Raw genomic sequence first — 19,109 nt, 5'->3', positions numbered from 1 at the left:
TTGACCCACCTGGAACCGGCTGGCCGCGCAAGACGCGACCGGCCCAAGCACTATGACCACCTCTACCTCTTCCTTTCGCCCCGCGATCGCCATCCATGGCGGCGCCGGCACCATCACCCGCGCCTCCATCACCCCCGCGCAGCAGCAGGCCTACCGCGATGCCTTGCGCGATGTGCTGCAAGGCGCGCAGCAAAAACTGGCGGCAGGCGCCCCTGCCGAAGCAGTGGCGGTGGAGGCCGTGCGCCTGCTCGAAGAATGCCCGCTGTTCAACGCCGGGCGCGGCGCCGTGTTCACGGCCGATGCCACGCATGAGATGGATGCCTGTGTGATGCGCGGGCGCGATCTGGCCTGCGGCTCGCTCGCCGGTGTCAGCACCGTGCGCAACCCGGTGCGTGCGGCCCTGGCGCTGATGGAGGCGGGCGGGCCGGTCTTCATGATTGGCGAAGCGGCCGAGCGCTTTGCCCAGGCCCAGGGCTGCGAGATGGTGGCGCGCGACTGGTTCTCGACCGAGCAGCGTCTGGCCCAGCTGCGCACCGTGCAGGCCGCAGCGCTGGCATCGGGCCGCGAGCAGGTGGCGCTGGACCACAGCGCGCAAAGCCAGACCCAGGCCCAGGCCGCGCCGCTTGATGAGCGCAAGAAGATGGGCACGGTCGGCGCCGTGGTGCTGGATGTGCATGGCCAGCTGGCTGCCGCCACCTCGACCGGTGGCCTGACCAACAAGAAGCCCGGCCGTGTCGGTGACTCGCCCGTGGTGGGTGCGGGCACCTATGCCAAGCATGGTGTGGTGGCTGTTTCCTGCACCGGCGTGGGCGAGGCCTTTATCCGGGGCTCGGCCGCCCACACGGTGGCCGCGCGCATCGAGCTGCTGGGCGAGTCGGTGGCCCAGGCCACGGCCGAGGTGATCCACCGCGTGCTGCCGCCGCTGGGCGGCGATGGCGGCCTGATCGCCGTGGGTGCCGACGGTGAGGTCTCGCTGTGCTTCAACTCCGAGGGCATGTACCGGGGCCAGATCGGCATCGATGGCGAGGCGCTGGTCGCCATTTATGCCAACGACGCCTTGGCTCCAGCGTGATCGTGCATCGCTGAGCCAGGGGCCCACCAACGGGCTCCGGCCCGACCCCGGCGATGACGGAGTGGTTTGCCTGCAACGGGCAGGCCGCCGCACCACAATGGTGCGCGCCTCTGCGGGAATTGCGTAGGTGAAAACCATAGGCCGTTTTGCATCCAAACCCGCCCCCCGGCTTTCTACAATTGCAAACACTGTCACCCAGGTGAATATCTATGCCTCAGTGTTCTTGCCAACACGGGGATTTTTCTCAAGGATTTGTCCCAACCCGGGTGCCTGTCCTGCATAACGGCTTGTGCCTTCTTCGCGAAGCCCCGCACTGCCCCTTCTACCTATGTCCAACCCCAGTTCTACTCCCGTGCACGATGACCTGACGCCGCCCGTTTTGCAGGTGCGCGATCTGTCCGTGAGCTTCAAGACCGAGCAGGGGCGGGTGCAGGTGGTCAAGAACCTGAACCTCGATGTCTACGCCGGCCAGACCCTGGCGGTGGTGGGCGAGTCGGGCTCGGGCAAGTCGGTCACGTCGCTGGCGTTGATGCGGCTGGTGGAGACCGGCGGGGGCCAGATCGACAGCGGCTCGATGCTGCTGCGCGGCCGCCATGCCGGCACGATCGACCTGGCCAAGGCCACGTCCGCCCAGATGCGCCAGGTGCGCGGGGCCGATATGGCCATGGTGTTCCAGGAGCCGATGACCTCGCTCAACCCGGTGTTCACCGTGGGCGAGCAGATTGCCGAATCGATTCGCTTGCACCAGCGCAAGTCCAACAGCGCGGCGATGGCCGAGGCGCTGCGCATGATGGAGCTGGTGCGCATTCCCGAGGCCCGCAATGTGCTCACGCGCCACCCGCACCAGCTGTCGGGCGGCATGCGCCAGCGCGTGATGATTGCGATGGCGCTGTCCTGCAAGCCCTCGCTGCTGATTGCCGATGAACCGACGACGGCGCTGGATGTGACCATCCAGGCCCAGATCCTGGCGCTGGTGCAGGAGCTGCAGCGCGAGATGTCCATGGGCGTGATCTTTATCACCCACGATATGGGCGTGGTGGCCGAGGTGGCCGACCGCGTGCTGGTGATGTACCGCGGCGACAAGGTCGAAGAGCAGGACTGCGTGCAGCTGTTTGCCAACCCGCAGCAGACCTATACCCGCAACCTGCTGGCCGCCGTGCCGCAGCTGGGCGCCATGCGAGGCAAGGATTTGCCCGAGCGCTTCAGCCTGCTGGGCCAGGGCACGCAGGCCGAGGCCGCCGCGCCCGAGACATCGACCGTGCAAGCCGGTGAGCCGGTGCTGCAGGTCAACAAGCTCGTGACGCGTTTCCCGATCAAGGAAGGCCTGTTTGGCGGCGTCAAGCGCCAGGTCTATGCGGTCGAGCAGGTGAGCCTGAGCCTGCAGCCGGGCGAGACCTTGGCGGTGGTGGGCGAATCCGGTTGCGGCAAATCCACCACGGGCCGCGCGCTGGCCCGTTTGATCGATTTCCAGTCTGGCGATGTGCAGGTGGCCGGGCGCGATATTGCCAAGCTGCAAGGCGCGCAGCTGCAGGCACTGCGCCGCGATATCCAGTTCATTTTCCAGGACCCGTTTGCCTCGCTCGATCCGCGCCTGACCGTGGGCTACAGCATTCTGGAGCCCATGCTGATCCACAAGCTGCTGCCGCGCGAGCAGGCCGAGAAAAAGGTGGAGTGGCTGCTGGAGAAGGTCGGCCTGCCCCCGGTTGCCGCCAACCGCTACCCGCATGAATTCTCGGGCGGCCAGCGCCAGCGCATCGCCATTGCCCGCGCGCTGGCCCTGAACCCCAAGGTGGTGATTGCCGATGAGGCGGTCTCTGCCCTTGATGTGTCGATCCGCGCGCAGATCATCAACCTGATGATGGACCTGCAGCGGGAGTTTGGCATTGCCTTTTTGTTCATCTCGCACGACATGGCCGTGGTCGAGCGTGTCAGCCACCGCGTGGCCGTCATGTACCTGGGCCAGATCGTCGAGATCGGCCCGCGCCGTGCGGTGTTCGAGAACCCGCAGCACCCCTATACCAAGCGCCTGATGGCGGCCGTGCCGATTGCCGACCCCACGCAGCGGCGCCAGCACACCTTGAATGTGGCCGAGATCCCCAGCCCCGTGCGCGGGGTGGACGACCCGCCGCGCGTGCTGCCGATGCGCGAGGTGGGCCCGGGCCACTGGGTGGCCCAAGAGATGCCGCAGCCCGCGGTGCCTGCCGGCCAGGTGCAGGATCTGCAGCCGGCTTGAGCCTGCGCAGGAGTGCCCAGCTGAGTAACGCCAAGAATGTAGTGGGTCTGGTCGCCGCCGTGGTGGGCCAGCCGATGCAAAACCTGAAGAGGAGAGTTGATATGCAACGACGTTTGACTTCGATCGCCGCAGCCATGCTGATGGCGGGTTCGGCTTTGCCGGCGTTTGCCGCCAAGGATGTGACGGTGGCCGTGTACTCGTCTTTCACGACGACGGACCCCTATGACGCCAATGACACCGTGTCGCAAGCGATGGCCAAGTCCTTCTATGAAGGCTTGTACAGCTTCGACAAGGACATGAAGATGATCCCGGTGCTGGCCACCGGCTTCGACGTGAGCAAGGACGGTCTGGTCTACACCTTCAAGCTGCGCAGCGGCGTGAAGTTCCATGACGGCACCCCCTTCAATGCCGAAGCGGTGAAGGCCAACTTTGACCGCGTGACCAACCCAGACAATAAGCTCAAGCGCTACAACCTGTACAAGAACATCGCCAAGACCGAGGCGGTGGACGAGCACACTGTCAAGTTCACGCTCAAGGAGCAGTTTGCACCTTTCGTCAACTCGCTGGCCCACCCCTCGGGCGTGATCATCTCGCCCGCTGCGCTTAAGCAATACGGCAAGGACATTGCCCAGCATCCCGTGGGCACCGGCCCCTTCAAGTTCGTCGAGTGGAAGCCTTCGGACTATGTGAAGGTCAGCAAGTTTGACGGCTACTGGCAGCAAGGCCTGCCCAAGGTGGATTCGATCACCTGGCGCCCTGTGGTGGACAACAACACCCGCTCGTCGATGATGCAGACCGGTGAGGCGCAGTTCGCTTTCAGCGTGCCGCCCGAAGCCGTTGAAAACCTCAAGAAAAATGCCAACCTCGACATCGTGGTGGCGCCTTCGATCATTGCGCGCTACATCTCGCTGAACACCACCCAAAAGCCTTTTGACAACCCCAAGGTGCGTGAGGCGCTGAACTACGCGATCAACAAGGAAGCACTGGCCAAGGTCGCATTTGCCGGCTACGCCATCCCTTCCGAAGGCGTGCTGCCCAAGGGTGTGGAATTTGCCACCAAGCTGGGCCCCTGGCCCTACGATCCAGCCAAGGCCAAGGCCTTGCTGAAGGAGGCGGGCTACCCCAATGGCTTTGAGAGCACCCTGTGGTCGGCCTACAACCACTCCACCGCCCAGAAGGTCATCCAGTTTGCCCAGCAGCAACTCGCCCAGGTAGGAGTGAAGGTAACGGTGCGCGCCCTGGAAGCAGGCCAGCGCGTCGCTGAAGTGGAATCGGTGCAGGATCCAGCGAAGGCTGCGGTGCGCATGTACTACGTGGGCTGGTCCTCGTCCACCGGCGAGGCAGACTGGGCGATGCGTCCGCTGCTGGCCGGTGAAAGCCAGCCTCCACGCGGCTTTAACACCGCCTACTACAACAACGCCGAAGTCAATGCTGACATTGCCAAGGCGTTGGTGACCACCGATGCGGCTGAGCGCGGCAAGATCTACGCCGATGCTCAGCAAAAGATCTGGAAGGATGCGCCCTGGATTTTCCTGAACACCGAGCAACTGGTGTCGGCCAAGTCCAAGAAGCTGACGGGCTTCTACGTGATCCCGGATGGCAACTTCAATTTCACCGACGTCGACCTGAAGTAATCCATGTATCGCTACCTGCTCAAACGCTTGCTCGGGCTGATACCGACACTGCTCATCGTTGGCGTGCTGGTCTTTGGCTTCGTGCACATGCTGCCCGGTGATCCCGCGCGCCTGGCTGCTGGCCCCGAAGCTGGCCCGGAGACGATCGAACTGGTCCGCAAGGACCTGGGGCTGGATCTGCCCATGCACCAGCAGTTCATCCGTTACTTCAGCAATGCGTTGCAGGGCGATTTTGGAAAATCCATCCGGACCAAGCGCCCGGTCTCGCAAGAGATTGCCGAGCGCTTTGGCCCCACTTTCTGGCTCACCGTGGTGGCCATGGCCTGGTCGGTGGTGCTGGGCATGTTTTTAGGCATTGTCTCGGCGGTCTGGCGCAACCAGTGGCCTGACCGGCTGGGCATGACCCTGGCGGTGTCGGGCATCTCCTTCCCGTCGTTTGCGCTGGGCATGCTGCTGATGCAGTACTTCTCGGTCAAGCTCGGCTGGCTGCCCACCGTGGGTGCGGACAGCTGGAAGCACTATGTGCTGCCATCGCTGACCCTGGGTGCGGCCGTGGCGGCCGTGATGGCGCGCTTTACCCGCAGCTCCTTCATCGACATCCTCAAAGAGGATTACGTGCGCACCGCGCGTGCCAAGGGCTTGAAGGAGACCGTGGTCGTCATCAAGCATGGCCTGCGCAATGCGATGATTCCGGTGGTGACCATGATGGGCCTGCAGTTCGGCTTTTTGCTGGGCGGCTCCATCGTTGTCGAGGTGGTGTTCAACTGGCCGGGCATGGGCCGCTTGCTGGTCGACGCCGTCGAGATGCGCGACTACCCCATCATCCAGGCCCTGGTGCTGCTGTTCTCGCTGGAATTCATCCTGATCAATCTGGTGGTCGACCTGCTTTATGCATGGATCAACCCCACCATCCGTTACCGCTAAGCAGGTGCTTTGGCCATGACTACTCCGAACGCTCCTGAATCTGCCGACCGCGCCGTGGCGGCCGCCACCACGGTCTCTACCGCTGGCGCTGCTGCGCCCTCCCTGCCTGCCAACCTGGCCGCATCAACGCGCATGCGCACGCCGATGGCCGAGTTCTGGCGCAAGTTCAAGCGCCAGAAGCTGGCCTTGTTCGCTGGTATCTTCATCATCGCACTGGTGCTGGTGGCCGTCCTGGCGCCCTGGATCGTGCCCTACGACGCCGAGAACTTCTTTGACTACGACGCGCTGAATTCGCCCCCCACGGCCAAGCACTGGTTCGGTGTCGATTCGCTGGGCCGCGATATCTTCAGCCGCATCCTGGTGGGCGCGCGCATCTCGCTGGCGGCCGGCTTTGTGTCGGTCGCCATTGGCGCGGTCATTGGCGCCATCCTGGGCCTGCTGGCCGGCTACTACGAAGGCTGGTGGGACCGCTGCGTGATGCGCATGTCCGATGTGCTGTTTGCCTTCCCCGGCATCCTGCTGGCCATCGGTATCGTTGCCATCCTGGGCAACGGCATGATCAATGTGATAATGGCCGTCGCGGTGTTCAGCGTGCCCGCCTTTGCCCGACTGGTGCGCGGCAATGTGCTGGCGCTCAAGCAGCAGACCTATATCGAGGCGGTGCGCTCCATTGGTGCGCCCGATCGGGTCATCATGCTGCGCCACCTGCTGCCGGGCACCGTCTCGTCGGTGGTCGTCTACCTCACCATGCGTATCGGCACCTCGATCATCACGGCCGCGAGCCTGTCCTTTCTGGGCATGGGCGCGCAGCCACCAACGCCGGAGTGGGGCGCGATGCTGAACGAGGCGCGCAGCGATATGCTCAACGCCCCGCATGTGGCGCTATTTCCGAGCCTGGCGATCTTTGTGACGGTGCTGGCCTTCAACCTGCTGGGAGATGGCCTGCGCGATGCGCTGGACCCCAAGCTGGACAACTGAGCACCTGGGCAGATCATCTGCCAAGCAAAAGCGGCAAGCGCCTTGGGCTGCTTGCCGCTTTTTTGTTGGCCGGCCAACTTAGGCCGGTGAGGCACCCAGTTTCTGGAGCCGCTTCAAGAACACCGTGAGCTCCTTGGCGGTCTGCGTATCACCCTGCTGCTCTGCCACCTGCAGGCCTTGCTGCCAGCTGGCCTGCGCTTGCGCGCGGGCATCGGCTGCGCCTGATTCGAGCTGGGCCTTGCCCAGCAGCTTCCAGGCGGCCGAGTAATGCGGGTTCTGGGCGACGGCCTGCGCCAGGTGCAGCGCGGCGGCCGCATAGTCTTCGTCCTTCAAGCAGGCCTGGCCCAGGCCAAAGCGCAGCACCGCGCTGTCTTGCCCCTTGGCCAGCAGTTTTTCCAATCCTTCGCGCATGCGCTCTCCTTTGTATTGCGCTCAGCATAGTGCGCGGCCTTTGTCCGCAGAGTCTGTGCGCATAAAAAAAGACGCTCCGGGGAGCGTCTTGTGCTGGTGTGGCGCGGGCTGCCTCAGCGCTTTTTCTTCGTGGTGCTGGTGCTGCGCTTGGACGGGGCCTTCTTGGTGGCCGTCTGGCGCACGGCAGGCTTTTTGGCATTGCTGCTGCGGCTGCCACGGGCTGCATGGCCGCTGGTGGCGGGTGCTGCGCCTACGCGCACGGGCATGTACAGGACGACCTGGTGGCCCACCTTGAAGGCAGTCTTGACGCCGACATCGTTCCAGTCGGCCACCTGCGCGGCGGTGACGCGGTAGCGCTGGGCTACGCGGGCGACGGTGTCGCCCTTGCGCGCCTTGACGGTGGTGCGGCGGGTGACCACTTCCGGGGTCAGCGCGATGTGGGCGTTGTCGGCCAGGTGGCTGGAGACATCCTGCTTGACAGCGGCCGAGCGCGGCACCATCAGCGACGAGCCGCCCTTGACCATCATGCGCGGCGGAATATTGTTGACCGCGCGCAGGTCGTTCTCGCTCATGCCGACCATGCCGGCAGCGGTGGCCACGGTCATGGTGCTGGGCACGGTCCAGACGGTCCAGCTCGCGTACTGGCCTTTTTCATGGGCCTGCAGGTTGCGGCGGAACACATTGGCATTGTCCCAGGGCAGCAGCACCTGCGGCGTGCCGGCCTTGAAGATCACCGGGCGGTTGAACGAGGGGTTGAGCGACTTCAACTCATCCATCGTGACGCCGGCCATCTCGGCCACCTGGGCGGTGTCGATGTCGCGGTCCAGGGTCACGGCCTGGAAGTAGGGGTGGTTCTCGATCAGCGGCAGCTCGGCCTGGAAGCGCTCGGGGTGGGCAATGATGTTCTTGACCGCCTGCAGCTTGGGCACGTAGTTGCGCGTCTCATCGGGCATGCTCAGGTCGGTGTAGGCGCCGCCCAGGCCTTGCTTCTGGTTGCGCGCAATGGCGCGGCCCACGCTGCCTTCGCCCCAGTTGTAGGCGGCCAGTGCCAGGTGCCAGTCGCCAAACATGTTGTAGAGCTTTTGCAGGTAGTCCAGGGCTGCGCGGGTCGAGGCCAGCACGTCGCGCCGGTCGTCGCGGAACATGTTCTGCTTCAGATCGAAATAGGTGCCGGTGGCGGGCATGAACTGCCACATGCCGGCCGCCTTGGCGCTGGAGACCGCCTGCGGGTTGTAGGCGCTCTCGATGTAGGGCAGCAGGGCCAGCTCGGTGGGCATGCCCCGGCGCTCGAGCTCCTCGACGATGTGGAACATGTACTTGGAGGAGCGCTCGGTCATGCGCTGGATGTAGTCGGGCCGGCTGGAATACCACTGCTCCTGGTTGCTGACCAGGTCGTTTTCCAGATCGGGCATCGCAAAGCCCCGGCGGATGCGGTCCCAGAGGTCATCGGGCACGGCCAGGCTGGTGACGGCGCCATTGCCCTGCAGGCTGGCCGCATTGATGGGGCTCAAGGGGCCGCTGGGGTAGTTGGGGGTGTGCGGTACCGAGCTGATCTTCGGTGCATCGTTCGCATTGGCGGTGGGCGGGCCGCCGGTCTCGGTCGTGGCGCAGCCAGTCAGGGCGAGCAGGGCGCTGAGGCTCCACAGGTACAGATACTTCATCAGAATTGGTTCTTCCAGCGACGCAGCGCGGCAAAAACGGCGACCGGGTCGCTGCCAGGGGTGGAGGGATCAAACTGCTGCGCAGCGCGGGCCACGGTGGCCAGGCTGCAGCGCAGGAAAGGGTTGATGCGCAGCTCGTTGCCAAGTTGCGCAGGCAAGGTGGGAACGCCGCGCTCGCGCAGCTGCTCGCAGTGCGCCAGGTAATGGGCGATGTCGGGGTTGTCGGGCTCTACCGCCTGGGCAAAGCGCAGGTTGGACAGCGTGTACTCATGGGCGGCGCAGACCCGCGTGTTGGCGGGCAGCGCAGCGAGCGCCGACAGCGATGCATGCATCTGCGCGGGCGTGCCTTCAAAAAGGCGGCCGCAGCCGCCTGAGAACAAGGTGTCGCCACAGAACAGCACCGGCTGCCCGGCCACATCGGCGCAGTAATAAGCGATATGCCCGGCGGTATGGCCGGGCACATCGATCACCTGCCACGGCAGGTCCAGCAGCTCCAGCCTGTCGCCGCCCTGCATGGGCTGGCAAGGCTGGGGAATGTCCTCGGTGGCCGGGCCGTAGACCCGGGCGCCGGTGGCCTCGCGCAGCTCGGCCACGCCGCCGGTATGGTCGCCATGGTGGTGGGTCACTACAATGGCTTGCAGCTGCAGACCCAGGCGGCGCAGCGCATCCAGCGCGGGCGCGGCCTGGCCTGGGTCGACGACCAGCGCGCGCTGTCCGTCGTGCAGCAGCCAGATGTAGTTGTCGTTGAAAGCGGGCAGAGGTAACAGATGCATGAATGACCAAATTATAGGCACGCAAAATTGGTGGCAGACGCCGCTGGGCAGCTACATGCTGTCCTGGGAGCAAACATGTTACGACGATGCCGTGGCCGATATTTTTGGCTTCCATAGCCTGCAGATCGGGCTTTTCCCGCTGCAGGGGCTGCGCAACAATCGCACGCCCCACCGCTGGCTGGCGCTTGACTCGACCGAGCAGGCCGCGCAGTGGCAACAAAGCCGCCTGGCAGATGTACAGAGCTTTGCACCGCCTTTACAAAGCGAGCCGGGCCTGGCCACAACCGCCGCAGAGGCCACCACCGCCAGCCTGCTGTGTGATGCCCATGCACTGCCGTTTGGCCCCGATACCCTGGACCTGGTGCTGCTGCCCCATACCTTGGAGCTGAGCGCCGACCCGCATGCGGTGCTGCGCGAAGTGGCCCGTGTGCTGGTGCCCGAGGGCCGGGTGCTGATCAGCGGCATCAATCCGGCCAGCCTCTGGGGCATGCACACCTGGAGCCGCCGCATTCCGGGGCTGCAAAAGCTCCCGCCGATGCCCGATGACCACAATCTGATCGGCTATGGGCGTTTGCGCGACTGGCTCAAGCTGCTGGGGCTGGAGCTGCAAAGCGCCAGCTTTGGCTGCTTTCGCCCTGCGCTGCGCAGTGACACCTGGCTGAGCCGCTGGGAATGGATGGACCGGGTCGGGCCCACGGCCTGGCCGGTGCTGGGCGGGGTGTATTTTGCCGAGGCGGTGAAAAAAGTGCCCAGCATGCACAAACTGGCTGCGCCGTGGAAGGCGCCGGCACCCAGCGGCGCTGCGCGCCCTGCAGTGGCCGCCCGTGAGCGGCTGAGCCAGACGCAGCACCGCGTGGAATAGCGTTGCGGTGCCAGGCGGCAGTGCGCTGCGCACCGGGGCCGAACATGGCGAGCAAATGCGCTTATAGTGGCCCCCTGTAATTGCGGCAAGTGCCAAGGAGTGGGTGTGAACCAAGTGGTGATTTATACGGACGGTGCCTGCAAGGGCAACCCTGGCCCTGGTGGCTGGGGCGCTTTGCTGAGCGCTGGCACTGCGCAAAAGGAGCTGTTTGGTGGGGAGCTGGGCACGACCAACAACCGCATGGAGCTGATGGCGGTGATCCAGGCGCTCGAAGCCTTGAAGCGCCCCTGTGATGTGCAGCTGTATCTGGACAGCCAGTACGTGCGCAAAGGCATCACCGAATGGATCACGGGCTGGAAGGCCAAGGGCTGGCGCACTGCCAGCAAGGAGCCTGTGAAGAATGTCGATCTCTGGCAGCGCCTCGATGCGCTGGTGCATGGCGGCGAGCACCGCATCACCTGGCACTGGGTCAAGGGCCATGCCGGTGACCCCGGCAATGAACGGGCTGACGCGCTGGCCAACCGGGGTGTGGCGATGGCGCTGGGCCGGGGCTGAGCCCTTTTAGTATTGCAAGCAGGGAGAACAAGCAATGGGACGCATCATGCGCATTCTGGCCGTTGTCGGTGTGTTGGCCGCTTTGTATGTGGCCTACCGCTACGGCGTGTTTTAAGCCGGGCGTTGCGCCCGTGCTGTACGGCGCCCACCCGCCCGTGCGGGTGGTGGGCGAATGCGCGGTTTTTTACTCAGACGCAGCAATGCGGCGCAGCGCATTGCTGTCGCGCACCGTCAGGCCCGAGGGCTCGATACGGATGGAGGATTCGCGCTCCATCGATTTGAGCTCCTGGTTCACGCGCTGGCGCGAGGCGCCCAGCAGCTGGGCCAGCTCTTCCTGGGCCAGTTGCAGGCTGATGCGGGTTTCGCTGCTTTCCTTGCCGGGCACGCCGTAGCTGCGCGAGAGGTGCAGCAGCTGCTTGGCCAGGCGCGCACGCAGCGGCAGGGTGTTGAGGTCTTCGACCATGCCGTAGAGGCTGCGGATGCGGCGCGCATGCATGCGCGCCAGAGCCTGGTAGAACTCCACATGGGTCTGCAGAATGCGCTGGAAGTCGGCCTTGCTCACGCAGACCAGCGTGGTCTCGCCATGGGCATAGACGTCATGGGTGCGGCTGTCGTCGTCGAACAGGCCCACATCGCCAAACCAGGTGCCTGGCTCGACATAGGTCAAGGTGATCTGCTTGCCGGTGAGCGATGCCGAGCTCACGCGGGCGGAACCTCGGGCCACGGACACCCACTCTTCGGGCTCATCGCCACGGGAGAAGATCAACCCGCCATCCTTGAAGCGCTTGACATAGGCACAGCGCAGAATGTCATGGCGCAAAGTCGGCGATAGGGTGCTGAACCAGCGCCCTGTGTTGATGGCTTCGCGCTCTTCGGGGGTCAGGATTGGATCGTCCATGGCATGTCGTCTCGGTGACTGGAATTATGAATTTTGTCGCTTGTGCGACGGTCATCACCGAATGTATAGCATTGCCGCCAAATTGTTAATTGTCACCCGAGCCCCTCAGGCGTGCGGCAATCCAAGTTGTCCGTTTTTGCAACCTGCGCAGCAGCAAGGAATAGGCGCTATATGCTCATTGGGTTTGCATATATCGCTATCAATTTGATATTTGGGTTTCCCCGGTGTGCGCGAATGACGAAGGGGTACTTCTTCAATGGTGAAGCTGGTCTTAAATGCTGGGGTATTGGGGCCAACGCTCCCAGCGCTTTCCCTCTTGTTTGAGGCCGTTTTTTCAGGCTGCCAGGCGCTTGCGCAGGCGCTGCTGCCACACTTCGACCAGCACCACACCCAGGCCTGCGCAGCAGATCAAGGCCATGCCGGCGGCCGTGGCCGCATCGGGCAGCTGGCCAAAAATCAGCCAGCCCAAGGTGGTGGCCGAGACGATCTGCAGGTAGTTGAAGGGCGCCAGCAAGGTGGCGCTGGTCTTGCTGTAGGCAGTGATCTGCAGCCAGTGGCCGACAAAGCCGGACAGACCGGTGGAGGCCAGCAGCAGCCACTGCCAGATGCTCAGATCGAGCTGCTTCCAGAAAAAGGGCAGCAAGGCGCTCAGCACCAGTGCGCCAAACAGGCCACCGTAGAGGCTGCTGGTGAGCGGGTCGTCCGCTGCCACGCGGCGCGTGCTGATCTGGAACAGTGCAAAGGTGCTGGCCGTCACCACGCCCCAGATGGCCCCCTCGGTGGACAGCTGCCCGCCTGGGCGGATGACCACCAGCATGCCGACAAAGCCCAACAGCACGCCTGCCCAGCGGTGCCAGCGCGGCCGCTCGCCCAGCAGCCAGGGCGCCAGCACCATCAGCAGCAAAGGGGCCATGAAGTTCATCGCCGTGCCCTCGGCCAGTGGCACCATGCTCAGCACATGGAAGAACAGCAAGGTGGTGGCAATCATCAGCACCGAGCGCTGGACCTGGCGCGCGAGCGACTGCGTGCGAAACAGCCCCATGCCGCGCTTGGGCAGCACAAACACCCCCATCAGCACCACATGACCCACATAGCGGAACCAGGCCACCATCAGCACCGGCACCCCCGCCAGGACCAGCAGCTTGCCGCTGGCATCGAGGCTAGAGAGAATCCACAGCCCGCAAACATGCAAGGCGATACCGAGTTGGCTCATGAAAAAGCAGTTTTAGCGCAGCAGAGGCGGCCGATTGTAACCACGGGTTGACCATTTTTCAGTCACCGTTTGAATAGGCTGATTCAGCGGCTTGCCTTGTCATGCAGACGCAAAAAAGCCGATCGGAAGGTTCTTCTTTGATCGGCGATAAAGCCCGGGCACTGGGTGGTGGGTGCCGGGCCGCAGTCGGAGGGGGCGCTGGGCGCCCGGCCTCCTGCTGTTCAAGCGCGTAGCAATCAGGCCGCAATGGCTTGCTGCATGGGCGTGGCCACGGCCTGGGCGATCTCGGCTTGGGCCTTGCTGATGGCGGCGGCGCGGGCTTCAGGACCCATGGCCAGGCCTTCGGCGCGGGCAAAATGCACATCGGTGATGCCGATAAAGCCGAAGATGGTTTGCAGATAGGTTTCCTGGTGCTCCATCGCACGGCCGCCTTCGCTGGTCGAGTAGATGCCGCCGCGCGATTCGACCACGATCACCTTCTTGCCACCGGCCAGGCCTTCAGGGCCGTTGGCGGTGTAGCGGAAGGTGCGGCCGCCCTGCAGCACGCGGTCGATCCAGCTGCGCAGCTGGGTGGGGATGCTGAAGTTGTAGAAAGGCGCGCCGATGACGATCACGTCGGCTTCGAGCAGCTGGCTCACCAGGGTTTCGGAGATGGCATTTTGCTCGCGCTCGGCTTCGGTCTTGGCATCCTGGCCGGTGCGAAAGCCGAGCGCGTCAGCGCCCAGGTGGGGTGGCGTGTTGACGGCCAGGTCCAGGTACTCGACCTGGGTGTTGGGGTGTACCGCGACCCAGGCCTTGACGGCTTCGGCGCTCAGTTGGCGGGAGACGGAGTTGGCGCCCAGGATGGACGAATCGATATGCAGCAGTTTCATGGTCAGTCCTTCAATCAGGTGACGGCTTTTGCTGCACCCGCAGCATTTTTGCCAATGGCTGAATTCTGTCACTGCTGGCGGGCCGGATTGAGGGCTGGAATTGGGTTGGATTGTTCTATTTTTAGAACTATGATGGGCAGACTTTTTTGCCGCCTGTGCCCGCGCAGACCGCGCTAACGCTGCCTCTCACGATGAAATACGACCTCAACGACATGTACTACTTTGCCGAAGTGGTCGAGCGCGGCGGCTTTGCTGCAGCGGGCCGCGCGCTGGGCGTGCCCAAGTCGCGCCTCTCGCGCCGCATTGCCGATCTGGAGGCGCAGCTGGGCGTGCGGCTGCTGCAGCGCACGACGCGCAGGCTGTCGTTGACCGATGCGGGTGAGACCTTTTTGCGCCATGCGCAAACGGCGCGCGAGGCGGCGCAGAATGCCCAGGCCGAGATGGAGCAGACCCAGCGCGAGCCCTCGGGCACGGTGCGCGTGTCCTGCCCTGTCACCCTGGCCCAGGGCGCGGTGGGCAAGCTGCTGCCGGCCTTTTTGCGCACCTATGCCAAGGTGCGCATCGAGATGCTGGTGACCAACCGCACTATCAACCTGATCGAAGAGGGCATTGATGTGGCGCTGCGGGTGCGTGCCAATCTCAATGACAGCGGCAGCCTGGTGGTCAAGCGTCTGGGCATGACGCGCCAGCGCCTGGTGGCCAGCCCCGAGCTGCTGGCCGTGCATGGCGTGCCGCAGACCCCGCAGGACCTGGGCAGCAAGATCCCGACGATGTCGCTGACCAGCGCCGATGGCAACAGCACCTTGCAGCTGGTGGGCCCCGAAGGCGAGCATGTGACCATCCACCACCAGGCCCGCTATGTGGCCGATGACCTGGTGACCTTGAAATATGCGGTGCTCGACGGCATTGGCGCCTGCTGGATGCCCGCAGCCATGGTGCGCGATGAGGTCGCCAATGGCGACTTGGTGGAGCTGCTGGCCGGCTGGAGCATCCCCGAAGGCATCTTGCATGCGGCCTTTGTCTCGCGCCGCAATATGGCGCCAGCGCAGCGCGCGTTTCTGGACTTCATGGGCGAGAACCTGCCGCTGCAGCGCATTGGCCAAACCGATGGGACTTGAATGCCTGGCGCTGCTTCATATTAGTTTTAGAAATAACAATACTAAAAAATAGTCGTTGTTGATCTAAGAGCCTGCTTTGACAATGCATGCATGTCCGGTGCCTGTCTTGTCACGATCAACCCCTCCACCCCGCCACGCCATGCGGCCATTGCGGCCGCACAGCGCAATGGCCAGCGGCCTGTGCAGCCAGGGTGGCGTGGTGAAGCCGAGACGGGTGCGCCGGTCTCGGTGGTGATCGTGCCGGGCTGGCGCAACTCCGGCCCCGGCCATTGGCAAAGCCTGTGGGCCGAGCGCATTGCCGGTGCCTTGCGTGTGGAGCAGGAGGATTGGTTGCAACCCCACCGCAGCCCCTGGGTGGCCAGTGTGCAAGTGGCCATTGAGGCCGCGCCGCACCCGGTCATCCTGGTAGCCCATTCGCTGGGCTGCATCACCAGCGTGCATGCGGTTGAGCAACTGCGCAACCAGCAAAGCGGCCGCATTGCCGGGGCCTTGCTGGTGGCACCGGCCGATCCGGAACGCCGCGCGCTGTTTGAAGACTTCACACCCGTGCCCGCGAACCCGCTGCCCTTTGCCAGCATTGTGGCTGCCAGCAGCAACGATCCCTATTGCCCCATCCGCATGGCCAGCGCCTATGCCAAAAGCTGGGGCAGCACCTTTGTGCGCGTGCCCTCGGCCGGCCATATCAATGTGGAATCGGGCCATGGCGAATGGCCGCTGGGCTGGGCCTTGCTGGGTGCCTTGGCATCGTTGGCGCCGGTGCAAGCGCAAGCAGCCTGATTCGCGCCCCAGTCCCTTTTTCCGCCTCCATGCCTGGCATTTCTGCATAGGTGCATGCAGTCAGCTTTTGCGCTGCCTGCACTTTGGCTGCGGGCAAAAAAATGCCAGCAACGAATGCTGGCCAAGGAGGGGTTCGGTTGAATCAATAGGCTTATATTGCCTTAAATTGAGCGCCTCAATGTCGGTAATTTGTATGTGTTAGTGACGTTCATCAAGGCCGCTGTTACACCCCGGCGGTCGATCAGGCTCAGAGGCGCTTCTTGGCCGCGTCGGCGGCGTCCTTCAAGCTCTCTTTCACATCACCGGCCTTTTTCTGGATTTCGCCTTCGGCCTCCAGTGCCTTGCCCTTGGCGATCTGGCTGGGGCTGTTGATGGCCTTGCCGACACCGGCCTGTGCTTCGCCTGCCAGGTCCTTGATCTTGCCTACGACTTGGTCCTTGTTCATGGTGTCACTCCTTGCGTGCTTGGTTAAGGTGTAGCCATTGTGCGTAGCCGCCGTGCCCGGCCTTGTCAGTGCAGCCTTGTGCTTGCTGTGCGGCTTCGCCGACAGCCGTAACGCGCTACGCAGGAGCGACAAAATTAATTACAACTTGGACAGGGCTTATGACGAGTGTTTGAGCGGGCTGTGGTCCTGCAGCGCACGCTGGTACTCGGCCATGCCCTGGGACTCGCGCGCCAGATAGCGCTCCACCGCCTGGGCAAAGCCGGCATGGGCCAGCCAGTGGGCGCTGGGGGTGCGCACCGGCAGGAGGGCGCGTGCCATCTTGTGCTCGCCCTGCGCGCCGCCTTCAAAGCACTGCAGGCCATGGCGTATGCACCATGCAATGGGCTGGTAGTAGCAGGCCTCAAAGTGCAGGCAGTCCACCCGTTCCAGCGCACCCCAGTAGCGTCCATAGGCATGGCGTGGCCCGCTGCCTGGCACATCGATGGCGATCAGACTGGCGGCGATGGGGCGGCCCTCGCGCTCGGCGATAAAGAGCAGCCAGTGCTCCGCCATCTCGGTACGCATCGCGGCAAAGAAGGCCGGGGTCAGGTAGGGCGCGTTGCCATGCTCCAGATAGGTGCGCTCATAGCACTGGTAGAAGAAGTCCCAATCGGCTGCGCTGATCTGCGCACCACGGGCATGGCGGAAGGTGACGCCAGCGGCCTGCACCTTGCGCCGCTCCTGGCGAATCTTCTTGCGCTTGTCCTGCTGCAGCTCGGCCAGAAAATCATCGAAGTCGGTGTAGGGCCTGGCATCACCGGCCTGCGCAGCATCGCGGTTGCGCCAGTGGAACTGCACGTTCTCGCGCTGCATCAGCGCAATGTCATCCGCCGCCTGCAGATCAGGCGCAGCGCCAAACAGCAGGTGCAGCGACGAGACCTGCTGCTGCTCGCAAAACTGGGTGGCGGCATGCAGCAAGGGCGCGCGAAAGCGGCCATCGGCCACCAGCAGGCGGCTGCCGGGCACGGGGGTAAAGGGCACGGCGATGACCGCCTTGGGGAAGTAGTCCAGGCCATGCTCGGCATAGGCCCGCGCCCAGGCAAAGTCAAACACGTACTCGCCATAGGAATGGCTCTTGAGGTACATCGGGCAGGCGCCCACCAGCGCGTCGTCCTGCCACAGGCTCAGGTGGCAAGGCTGCCAGCCGCTCTCCACAGTGGCGCTGCCGCTGTCCTCCAGCGCCTGCAGGTAGGCGTGGCGCATGAAGGGGGTGGGGCGCTCTTGCAAGGCCAGCAGCCCATCCCAGGCGGTGGCATCGAACTCCGCCATGCTGGGCAGAATGCGCAGCTCCAGGCTGGGGCCGGGGTGGGGTGCGGGCATGGGGTCAGCGGGCAGCGAGGTCATGGCCCGATTGTGGTCTGCCTGCAGCGCCGCTGCAGGGGGCAGGTTATGCGGCTTGGCGCTGGTGGCTGTGCACCAGGTCCATCAGCGCGGCGATCTCCTCATCGGTGCTGGACCAGGAGGCGACAAAGCGCACCACCACCTCGCCCGCCTGCAACTGGGTGCCTGCCGGCACGCTGGTCGCATACCAGTCGGAGCAGCGCACGCCCTGGGCGCGCAGATGTTCATAGAGCGCAATGGGCATCCGCACAAACACTTCATTGGCCTGGGTGGGCCAGCTCAGGCGCACGCCGGGCGTGGCGACGAGTGCGGCCGACAGCTTGGCTGCCATTGCATTGGCATGGCGGGCCAGCTCCATCCAGTGGCCGCCCTCCAGCCAGGCGCAGAACTGCGCGCCGATGGTTCGGCTCTTGGACACCAACTGGCCGCTGCGCTTGATGCGCAGCGAGAAGTTCTGGGCCAGCGCCGGGTCGAAGAACACCACCGCCTCGGCCATCAGCGCGCCGTTCTTGGACGCGCCCAGGCTCAGCACATCGACACCTGCGCGCCAGGTGATATCGCCCGGGTGGCACTGCAGCGCGGCAATCGCATTGGCCAGGCGCGCGCCATCCATATGCAGGCGCAGGCCCAGCGCATGCGCCTGGGCGGCCAGTGCGGCAATCTCTTGGGGCTGGTAGACCAGGCCGTTCTCGGTCACCTGGGAGATGCTCAAACCGCTGATCACCATGTTGTGGGGCGCGTCATGGGGGGTGCGTTCCACAAACGCGGCCAGGTCTTCGGCGCTGATCTTGCCGTTGTCCGTGGCCATCGGCAGCAGGCTGGCGCCGCCGGTAAACAGGGCCGGGGCGCTGTTCTCATCGACCGCGATATGGGCCATGTTGTGGCAGACCACGGCGTTCCAGGGCTGGGCGATGGTGGACAGCGCCAGGCAGTTGGCCGCTGTGCCGGTGGTGACGAAGAACACTTTCACAGGGGTGCCAAAGGCCTCGCCCAGCATCTGCTCGGCGCGCTGGCTCCATTCGTCGTTGCCGTAGGCGGACTGGATGCCGCTGGCGGCCTCCACCAGGGTTTGCAGGATGCGGGGGGAGACGCCGGCTTGGTTGTCGCTGCCAAAGTTCATGGGACGCTGCAGGTAGTGGTGCAAAAGCCTGATTCTGCCCGCAAACCGCGCGCCAGCTGTCCCGGATTGGCGGGATTTGCGCGCCGCTTTCCAGCCCTGGGGCTTTGTAGGCTAGACTCTTTGGCTGCGCCAGGTGCGGGCCCTGCCCAGCCCCCTTGTGGCCCTTGTGCACTGCCCCTTTGC

At 64.4% G+C, this 19,109-nt stretch carries 18 protein-coding genes; 9 read left to right on the top strand and 9 right to left on the bottom strand.

Annotation, left to right across the window (positions count from 1 at the left end; all coding sequences use genetic code 11):
* The first annotated feature begins 52 nt into the window (after positions 1 to 52).
* The 5 genes from WH367_RS11665 to gsiD all read left to right on the top strand — a co-directional run bounded on the left by WH367_RS11665 (position 53) and on the right by gsiD (position 6,841).
* A complete protein-coding gene (locus tag WH367_RS11665; RefSeq protein WP_339536202.1) occupies positions 53 to 1,072 on the top strand; it encodes an isoaspartyl peptidase/L-asparaginase family protein in 1,020 nt (339 codons plus the stop codon).
* A gap of 328 nt (positions 1,073 to 1,400) precedes the next feature.
* The gene (locus WH367_RS11660; protein ID WP_052329684.1) at positions 1,401 to 3,305 is read left to right on the top strand and encodes a dipeptide ABC transporter ATP-binding protein; all 1,905 of its coding nucleotides are present in this window, start codon (positions 1,401 to 1,403) and stop codon (positions 3,303 to 3,305) included.
* A gap of 101 nt (positions 3,306 to 3,406) precedes the next feature.
* Positions 3,407 to 4,939 (top strand): glutathione ABC transporter substrate-binding protein GsiB, encoded by a 1,533-nt coding sequence (gsiB, locus tag WH367_RS11655; protein WP_027010471.1) that lies wholly within the window; start codon positions 3,407 to 3,409, stop codon positions 4,937 to 4,939.
* Positions 4,940 to 4,942: 3 nt separating this feature from the next.
* Positions 4,943 to 5,863, top strand: coding sequence for a glutathione ABC transporter permease GsiC (gsiC, locus tag WH367_RS11650; RefSeq protein WP_021025124.1), 921 nt, complete (start codon positions 4,943 to 4,945; stop codon positions 5,861 to 5,863).
* A gap of 15 nt (positions 5,864 to 5,878) precedes the next feature.
* Positions 5,879 to 6,841 (top strand): glutathione ABC transporter permease GsiD, encoded by a 963-nt coding sequence (gsiD, locus tag WH367_RS11645; protein ID WP_339536200.1) that lies wholly within the window; start codon positions 5,879 to 5,881, stop codon positions 6,839 to 6,841.
* Positions 6,842 to 6,919: 78 nt separating this feature from the next.
* On the opposite strand, the gene WH367_RS11640 is transcribed toward gsiD, so the two are convergent.
* From WH367_RS11640 to gloB, 3 genes are all read right to left on the bottom strand, one after another.
* Positions 6,920 to 7,252 (bottom strand): hypothetical protein, encoded by a 333-nt coding sequence (locus WH367_RS11640; RefSeq protein ID WP_339536198.1) that lies wholly within the window; start codon positions 7,250 to 7,252, stop codon positions 6,920 to 6,922.
* A gap of 113 nt (positions 7,253 to 7,365) precedes the next feature.
* Complete coding sequence (locus tag WH367_RS11635) at positions 7,366 to 8,913, bottom strand: transglycosylase SLT domain-containing protein (protein WP_339536196.1); 1,548 nt, start codon at positions 8,911 to 8,913, stop codon at positions 7,366 to 7,368.
* Positions 8,913 to 9,686 carry a hydroxyacylglutathione hydrolase gene (gloB, locus tag WH367_RS11630; RefSeq protein ID WP_339517579.1) on the bottom strand — a complete coding sequence of 258 codons (774 nt, stop codon included), beginning with the start codon at positions 9,684 to 9,686 and terminating at the stop codon, positions 8,913 to 8,915. Before gloB ends, WH367_RS11635 begins: the two co-directional genes overlap by 1 nt.
* Here gloB and WH367_RS11625 point away from each other — a divergent pair.
* Entirely contained in the window at positions 9,685 to 10,548 is an 864-nt protein-coding gene (locus tag WH367_RS11625; RefSeq protein WP_339536195.1) for a class I SAM-dependent methyltransferase, read from the top strand. The genes gloB and WH367_RS11625 overlap by 2 nt on opposite strands.
* Positions 10,549 to 10,653: 105 nt before the next feature.
* Complete coding sequence (rnhA, locus tag WH367_RS11620) at positions 10,654 to 11,103, top strand: ribonuclease HI (RefSeq protein ID WP_027010474.1); 450 nt, start codon at positions 10,654 to 10,656, stop codon at positions 11,101 to 11,103.
* Positions 11,104 to 11,287: 184 nt separating this feature from the next.
* On the opposite strand, the gene WH367_RS11615 is transcribed toward rnhA, so the two are convergent.
* From WH367_RS11615 to WH367_RS11605, 3 genes are all read right to left on the bottom strand, one after another.
* Positions 11,288 to 12,001 carry a Crp/Fnr family transcriptional regulator gene (locus WH367_RS11615; RefSeq protein WP_339536194.1) on the bottom strand — a complete coding sequence of 238 codons (714 nt, stop codon included), beginning with the start codon at positions 11,999 to 12,001 and terminating at the stop codon, positions 11,288 to 11,290.
* 334 nt (positions 12,002 to 12,335) lie between these two features.
* Positions 12,336 to 13,214 carry a DMT family transporter gene (locus tag WH367_RS11610; RefSeq protein WP_339536192.1) on the bottom strand — a complete coding sequence of 293 codons (879 nt, stop codon included), beginning with the start codon at positions 13,212 to 13,214 and terminating at the stop codon, positions 12,336 to 12,338.
* Between the two features lie 236 nt (positions 13,215 to 13,450).
* Positions 13,451 to 14,086 carry an FMN-dependent NADH-azoreductase gene (locus tag WH367_RS11605; RefSeq protein ID WP_021025133.1) on the bottom strand — a complete coding sequence of 212 codons (636 nt, stop codon included), beginning with the start codon at positions 14,084 to 14,086 and terminating at the stop codon, positions 13,451 to 13,453.
* 191 nt (positions 14,087 to 14,277) lie between these two features.
* Here WH367_RS11605 and WH367_RS11600 point away from each other — a divergent pair, with 191 nt between their 5' ends.
* Complete coding sequence (locus WH367_RS11600; protein ID WP_021025134.1) at positions 14,278 to 15,204, top strand: LysR family transcriptional regulator; 927 nt, start codon at positions 14,278 to 14,280, stop codon at positions 15,202 to 15,204.
* Between the two features lie 90 nt (positions 15,205 to 15,294).
* Positions 15,295 to 15,981, top strand: coding sequence for an RBBP9/YdeN family alpha/beta hydrolase (locus WH367_RS11595; RefSeq protein WP_339536189.1), 687 nt, complete (start codon positions 15,295 to 15,297; stop codon positions 15,979 to 15,981).
* A gap of 247 nt (positions 15,982 to 16,228) precedes the next feature.
* Here the strand turns inward: WH367_RS11595 and WH367_RS11590 are convergent, their stop codons facing one another.
* The 3 genes from WH367_RS11590 to WH367_RS11580 form a co-directional block, all read right to left on the bottom strand.
* On the bottom strand, positions 16,229 to 16,426 hold the full coding sequence (locus WH367_RS11590; protein ID WP_021025136.1) for a CsbD family protein: 198 nt from the start codon (positions 16,424 to 16,426) through the stop codon (positions 16,229 to 16,231).
* Positions 16,427 to 16,582: 156 nt separating this feature from the next.
* Positions 16,583 to 17,809, bottom strand: coding sequence for a GNAT family N-acetyltransferase (locus tag WH367_RS11585; protein WP_339536187.1), 1,227 nt, complete (start codon positions 17,807 to 17,809; stop codon positions 16,583 to 16,585).
* A gap of 43 nt (positions 17,810 to 17,852) precedes the next feature.
* Entirely contained in the window at positions 17,853 to 18,926 is a 1,074-nt protein-coding gene (locus tag WH367_RS11580) for a threonine aldolase family protein (protein WP_339536185.1), read from the bottom strand.
* Between the last annotated feature and the right edge of the window lie 183 nt (positions 18,927 to 19,109).

Origin of the sequence: Comamonas sp. MYb21 (assembly GCF_037479395.1) — a bacterium.
In the GTDB taxonomy this organism is placed as follows: Bacteria; Pseudomonadota; Gammaproteobacteria; order Burkholderiales; family Burkholderiaceae_C; genus Comamonas.
Note: the sequence above shows the minus strand (reverse complement) of the source record. Positions and strands in the feature narration are given on the sequence as shown.

Excerpts from the sequence above, each read along its gene's own strand:
- WH367_RS11640 (WP_339536198.1), bottom strand. The coding sequence starts at position 7,252 with ATGCGCGAAGGATTGGAAAAACTGCTGGCCAAGGGGCAAGACAGCGCG.
- WH367_RS11660 (WP_052329684.1), top strand. The coding sequence starts at position 1,401 with ATGTCCAACCCCAGTTCTACTCCCGTGCACGATGACCTGACGCCGCCC.
- WH367_RS11635 (WP_339536196.1), bottom strand. The coding sequence starts at position 8,913 with ATGAAGTATCTGTACCTGTGGAGCCTCAGCGCCCTGCTCGCCCTGACT.
- WH367_RS11580 (WP_339536185.1), bottom strand. The coding sequence starts at position 18,926 with ATGAACTTTGGCAGCGACAACCAAGCCGGCGTCTCCCCCCGCATCCTG.
- WH367_RS11585 (WP_339536187.1), bottom strand. The coding sequence starts at position 17,809 with ATGACCTCGCTGCCCGCTGACCCCATGCCCGCACCCCACCCCGGCCCC.
- WH367_RS11600 (WP_021025134.1), top strand. The coding sequence starts at position 14,278 with ATGAAATACGACCTCAACGACATGTACTACTTTGCCGAAGTGGTCGAG.
- gsiD (WP_339536200.1), top strand. The coding sequence starts at position 5,879 with ATGACTACTCCGAACGCTCCTGAATCTGCCGACCGCGCCGTGGCGGCC.
- gsiB (WP_027010471.1), top strand. The coding sequence starts at position 3,407 with ATGCAACGACGTTTGACTTCGATCGCCGCAGCCATGCTGATGGCGGGT.
- WH367_RS11665 (WP_339536202.1), top strand. The coding sequence starts at position 53 with ATGACCACCTCTACCTCTTCCTTTCGCCCCGCGATCGCCATCCATGGC.
- WH367_RS11605 (WP_021025133.1), bottom strand. The coding sequence starts at position 14,086 with ATGAAACTGCTGCATATCGATTCGTCCATCCTGGGCGCCAACTCCGTC.
- WH367_RS11625 (WP_339536195.1), top strand. The coding sequence starts at position 9,685 with ATGAATGACCAAATTATAGGCACGCAAAATTGGTGGCAGACGCCGCTG.
- WH367_RS11610 (WP_339536192.1), bottom strand. The coding sequence starts at position 13,214 with ATGAGCCAACTCGGTATCGCCTTGCATGTTTGCGGGCTGTGGATTCTC.
- gloB (WP_339517579.1), bottom strand. The coding sequence starts at position 9,686 with ATGCATCTGTTACCTCTGCCCGCTTTCAACGACAACTACATCTGGCTG.
- WH367_RS11595 (WP_339536189.1), top strand. The coding sequence starts at position 15,295 with ATGTCCGGTGCCTGTCTTGTCACGATCAACCCCTCCACCCCGCCACGC.
- WH367_RS11615 (WP_339536194.1), bottom strand. The coding sequence starts at position 12,001 with ATGGACGATCCAATCCTGACCCCCGAAGAGCGCGAAGCCATCAACACA.
- gsiC (WP_021025124.1), top strand. The coding sequence starts at position 4,943 with ATGTATCGCTACCTGCTCAAACGCTTGCTCGGGCTGATACCGACACTG.
- WH367_RS11590 (WP_021025136.1), bottom strand. The coding sequence starts at position 16,426 with ATGAACAAGGACCAAGTCGTAGGCAAGATCAAGGACCTGGCAGGCGAA.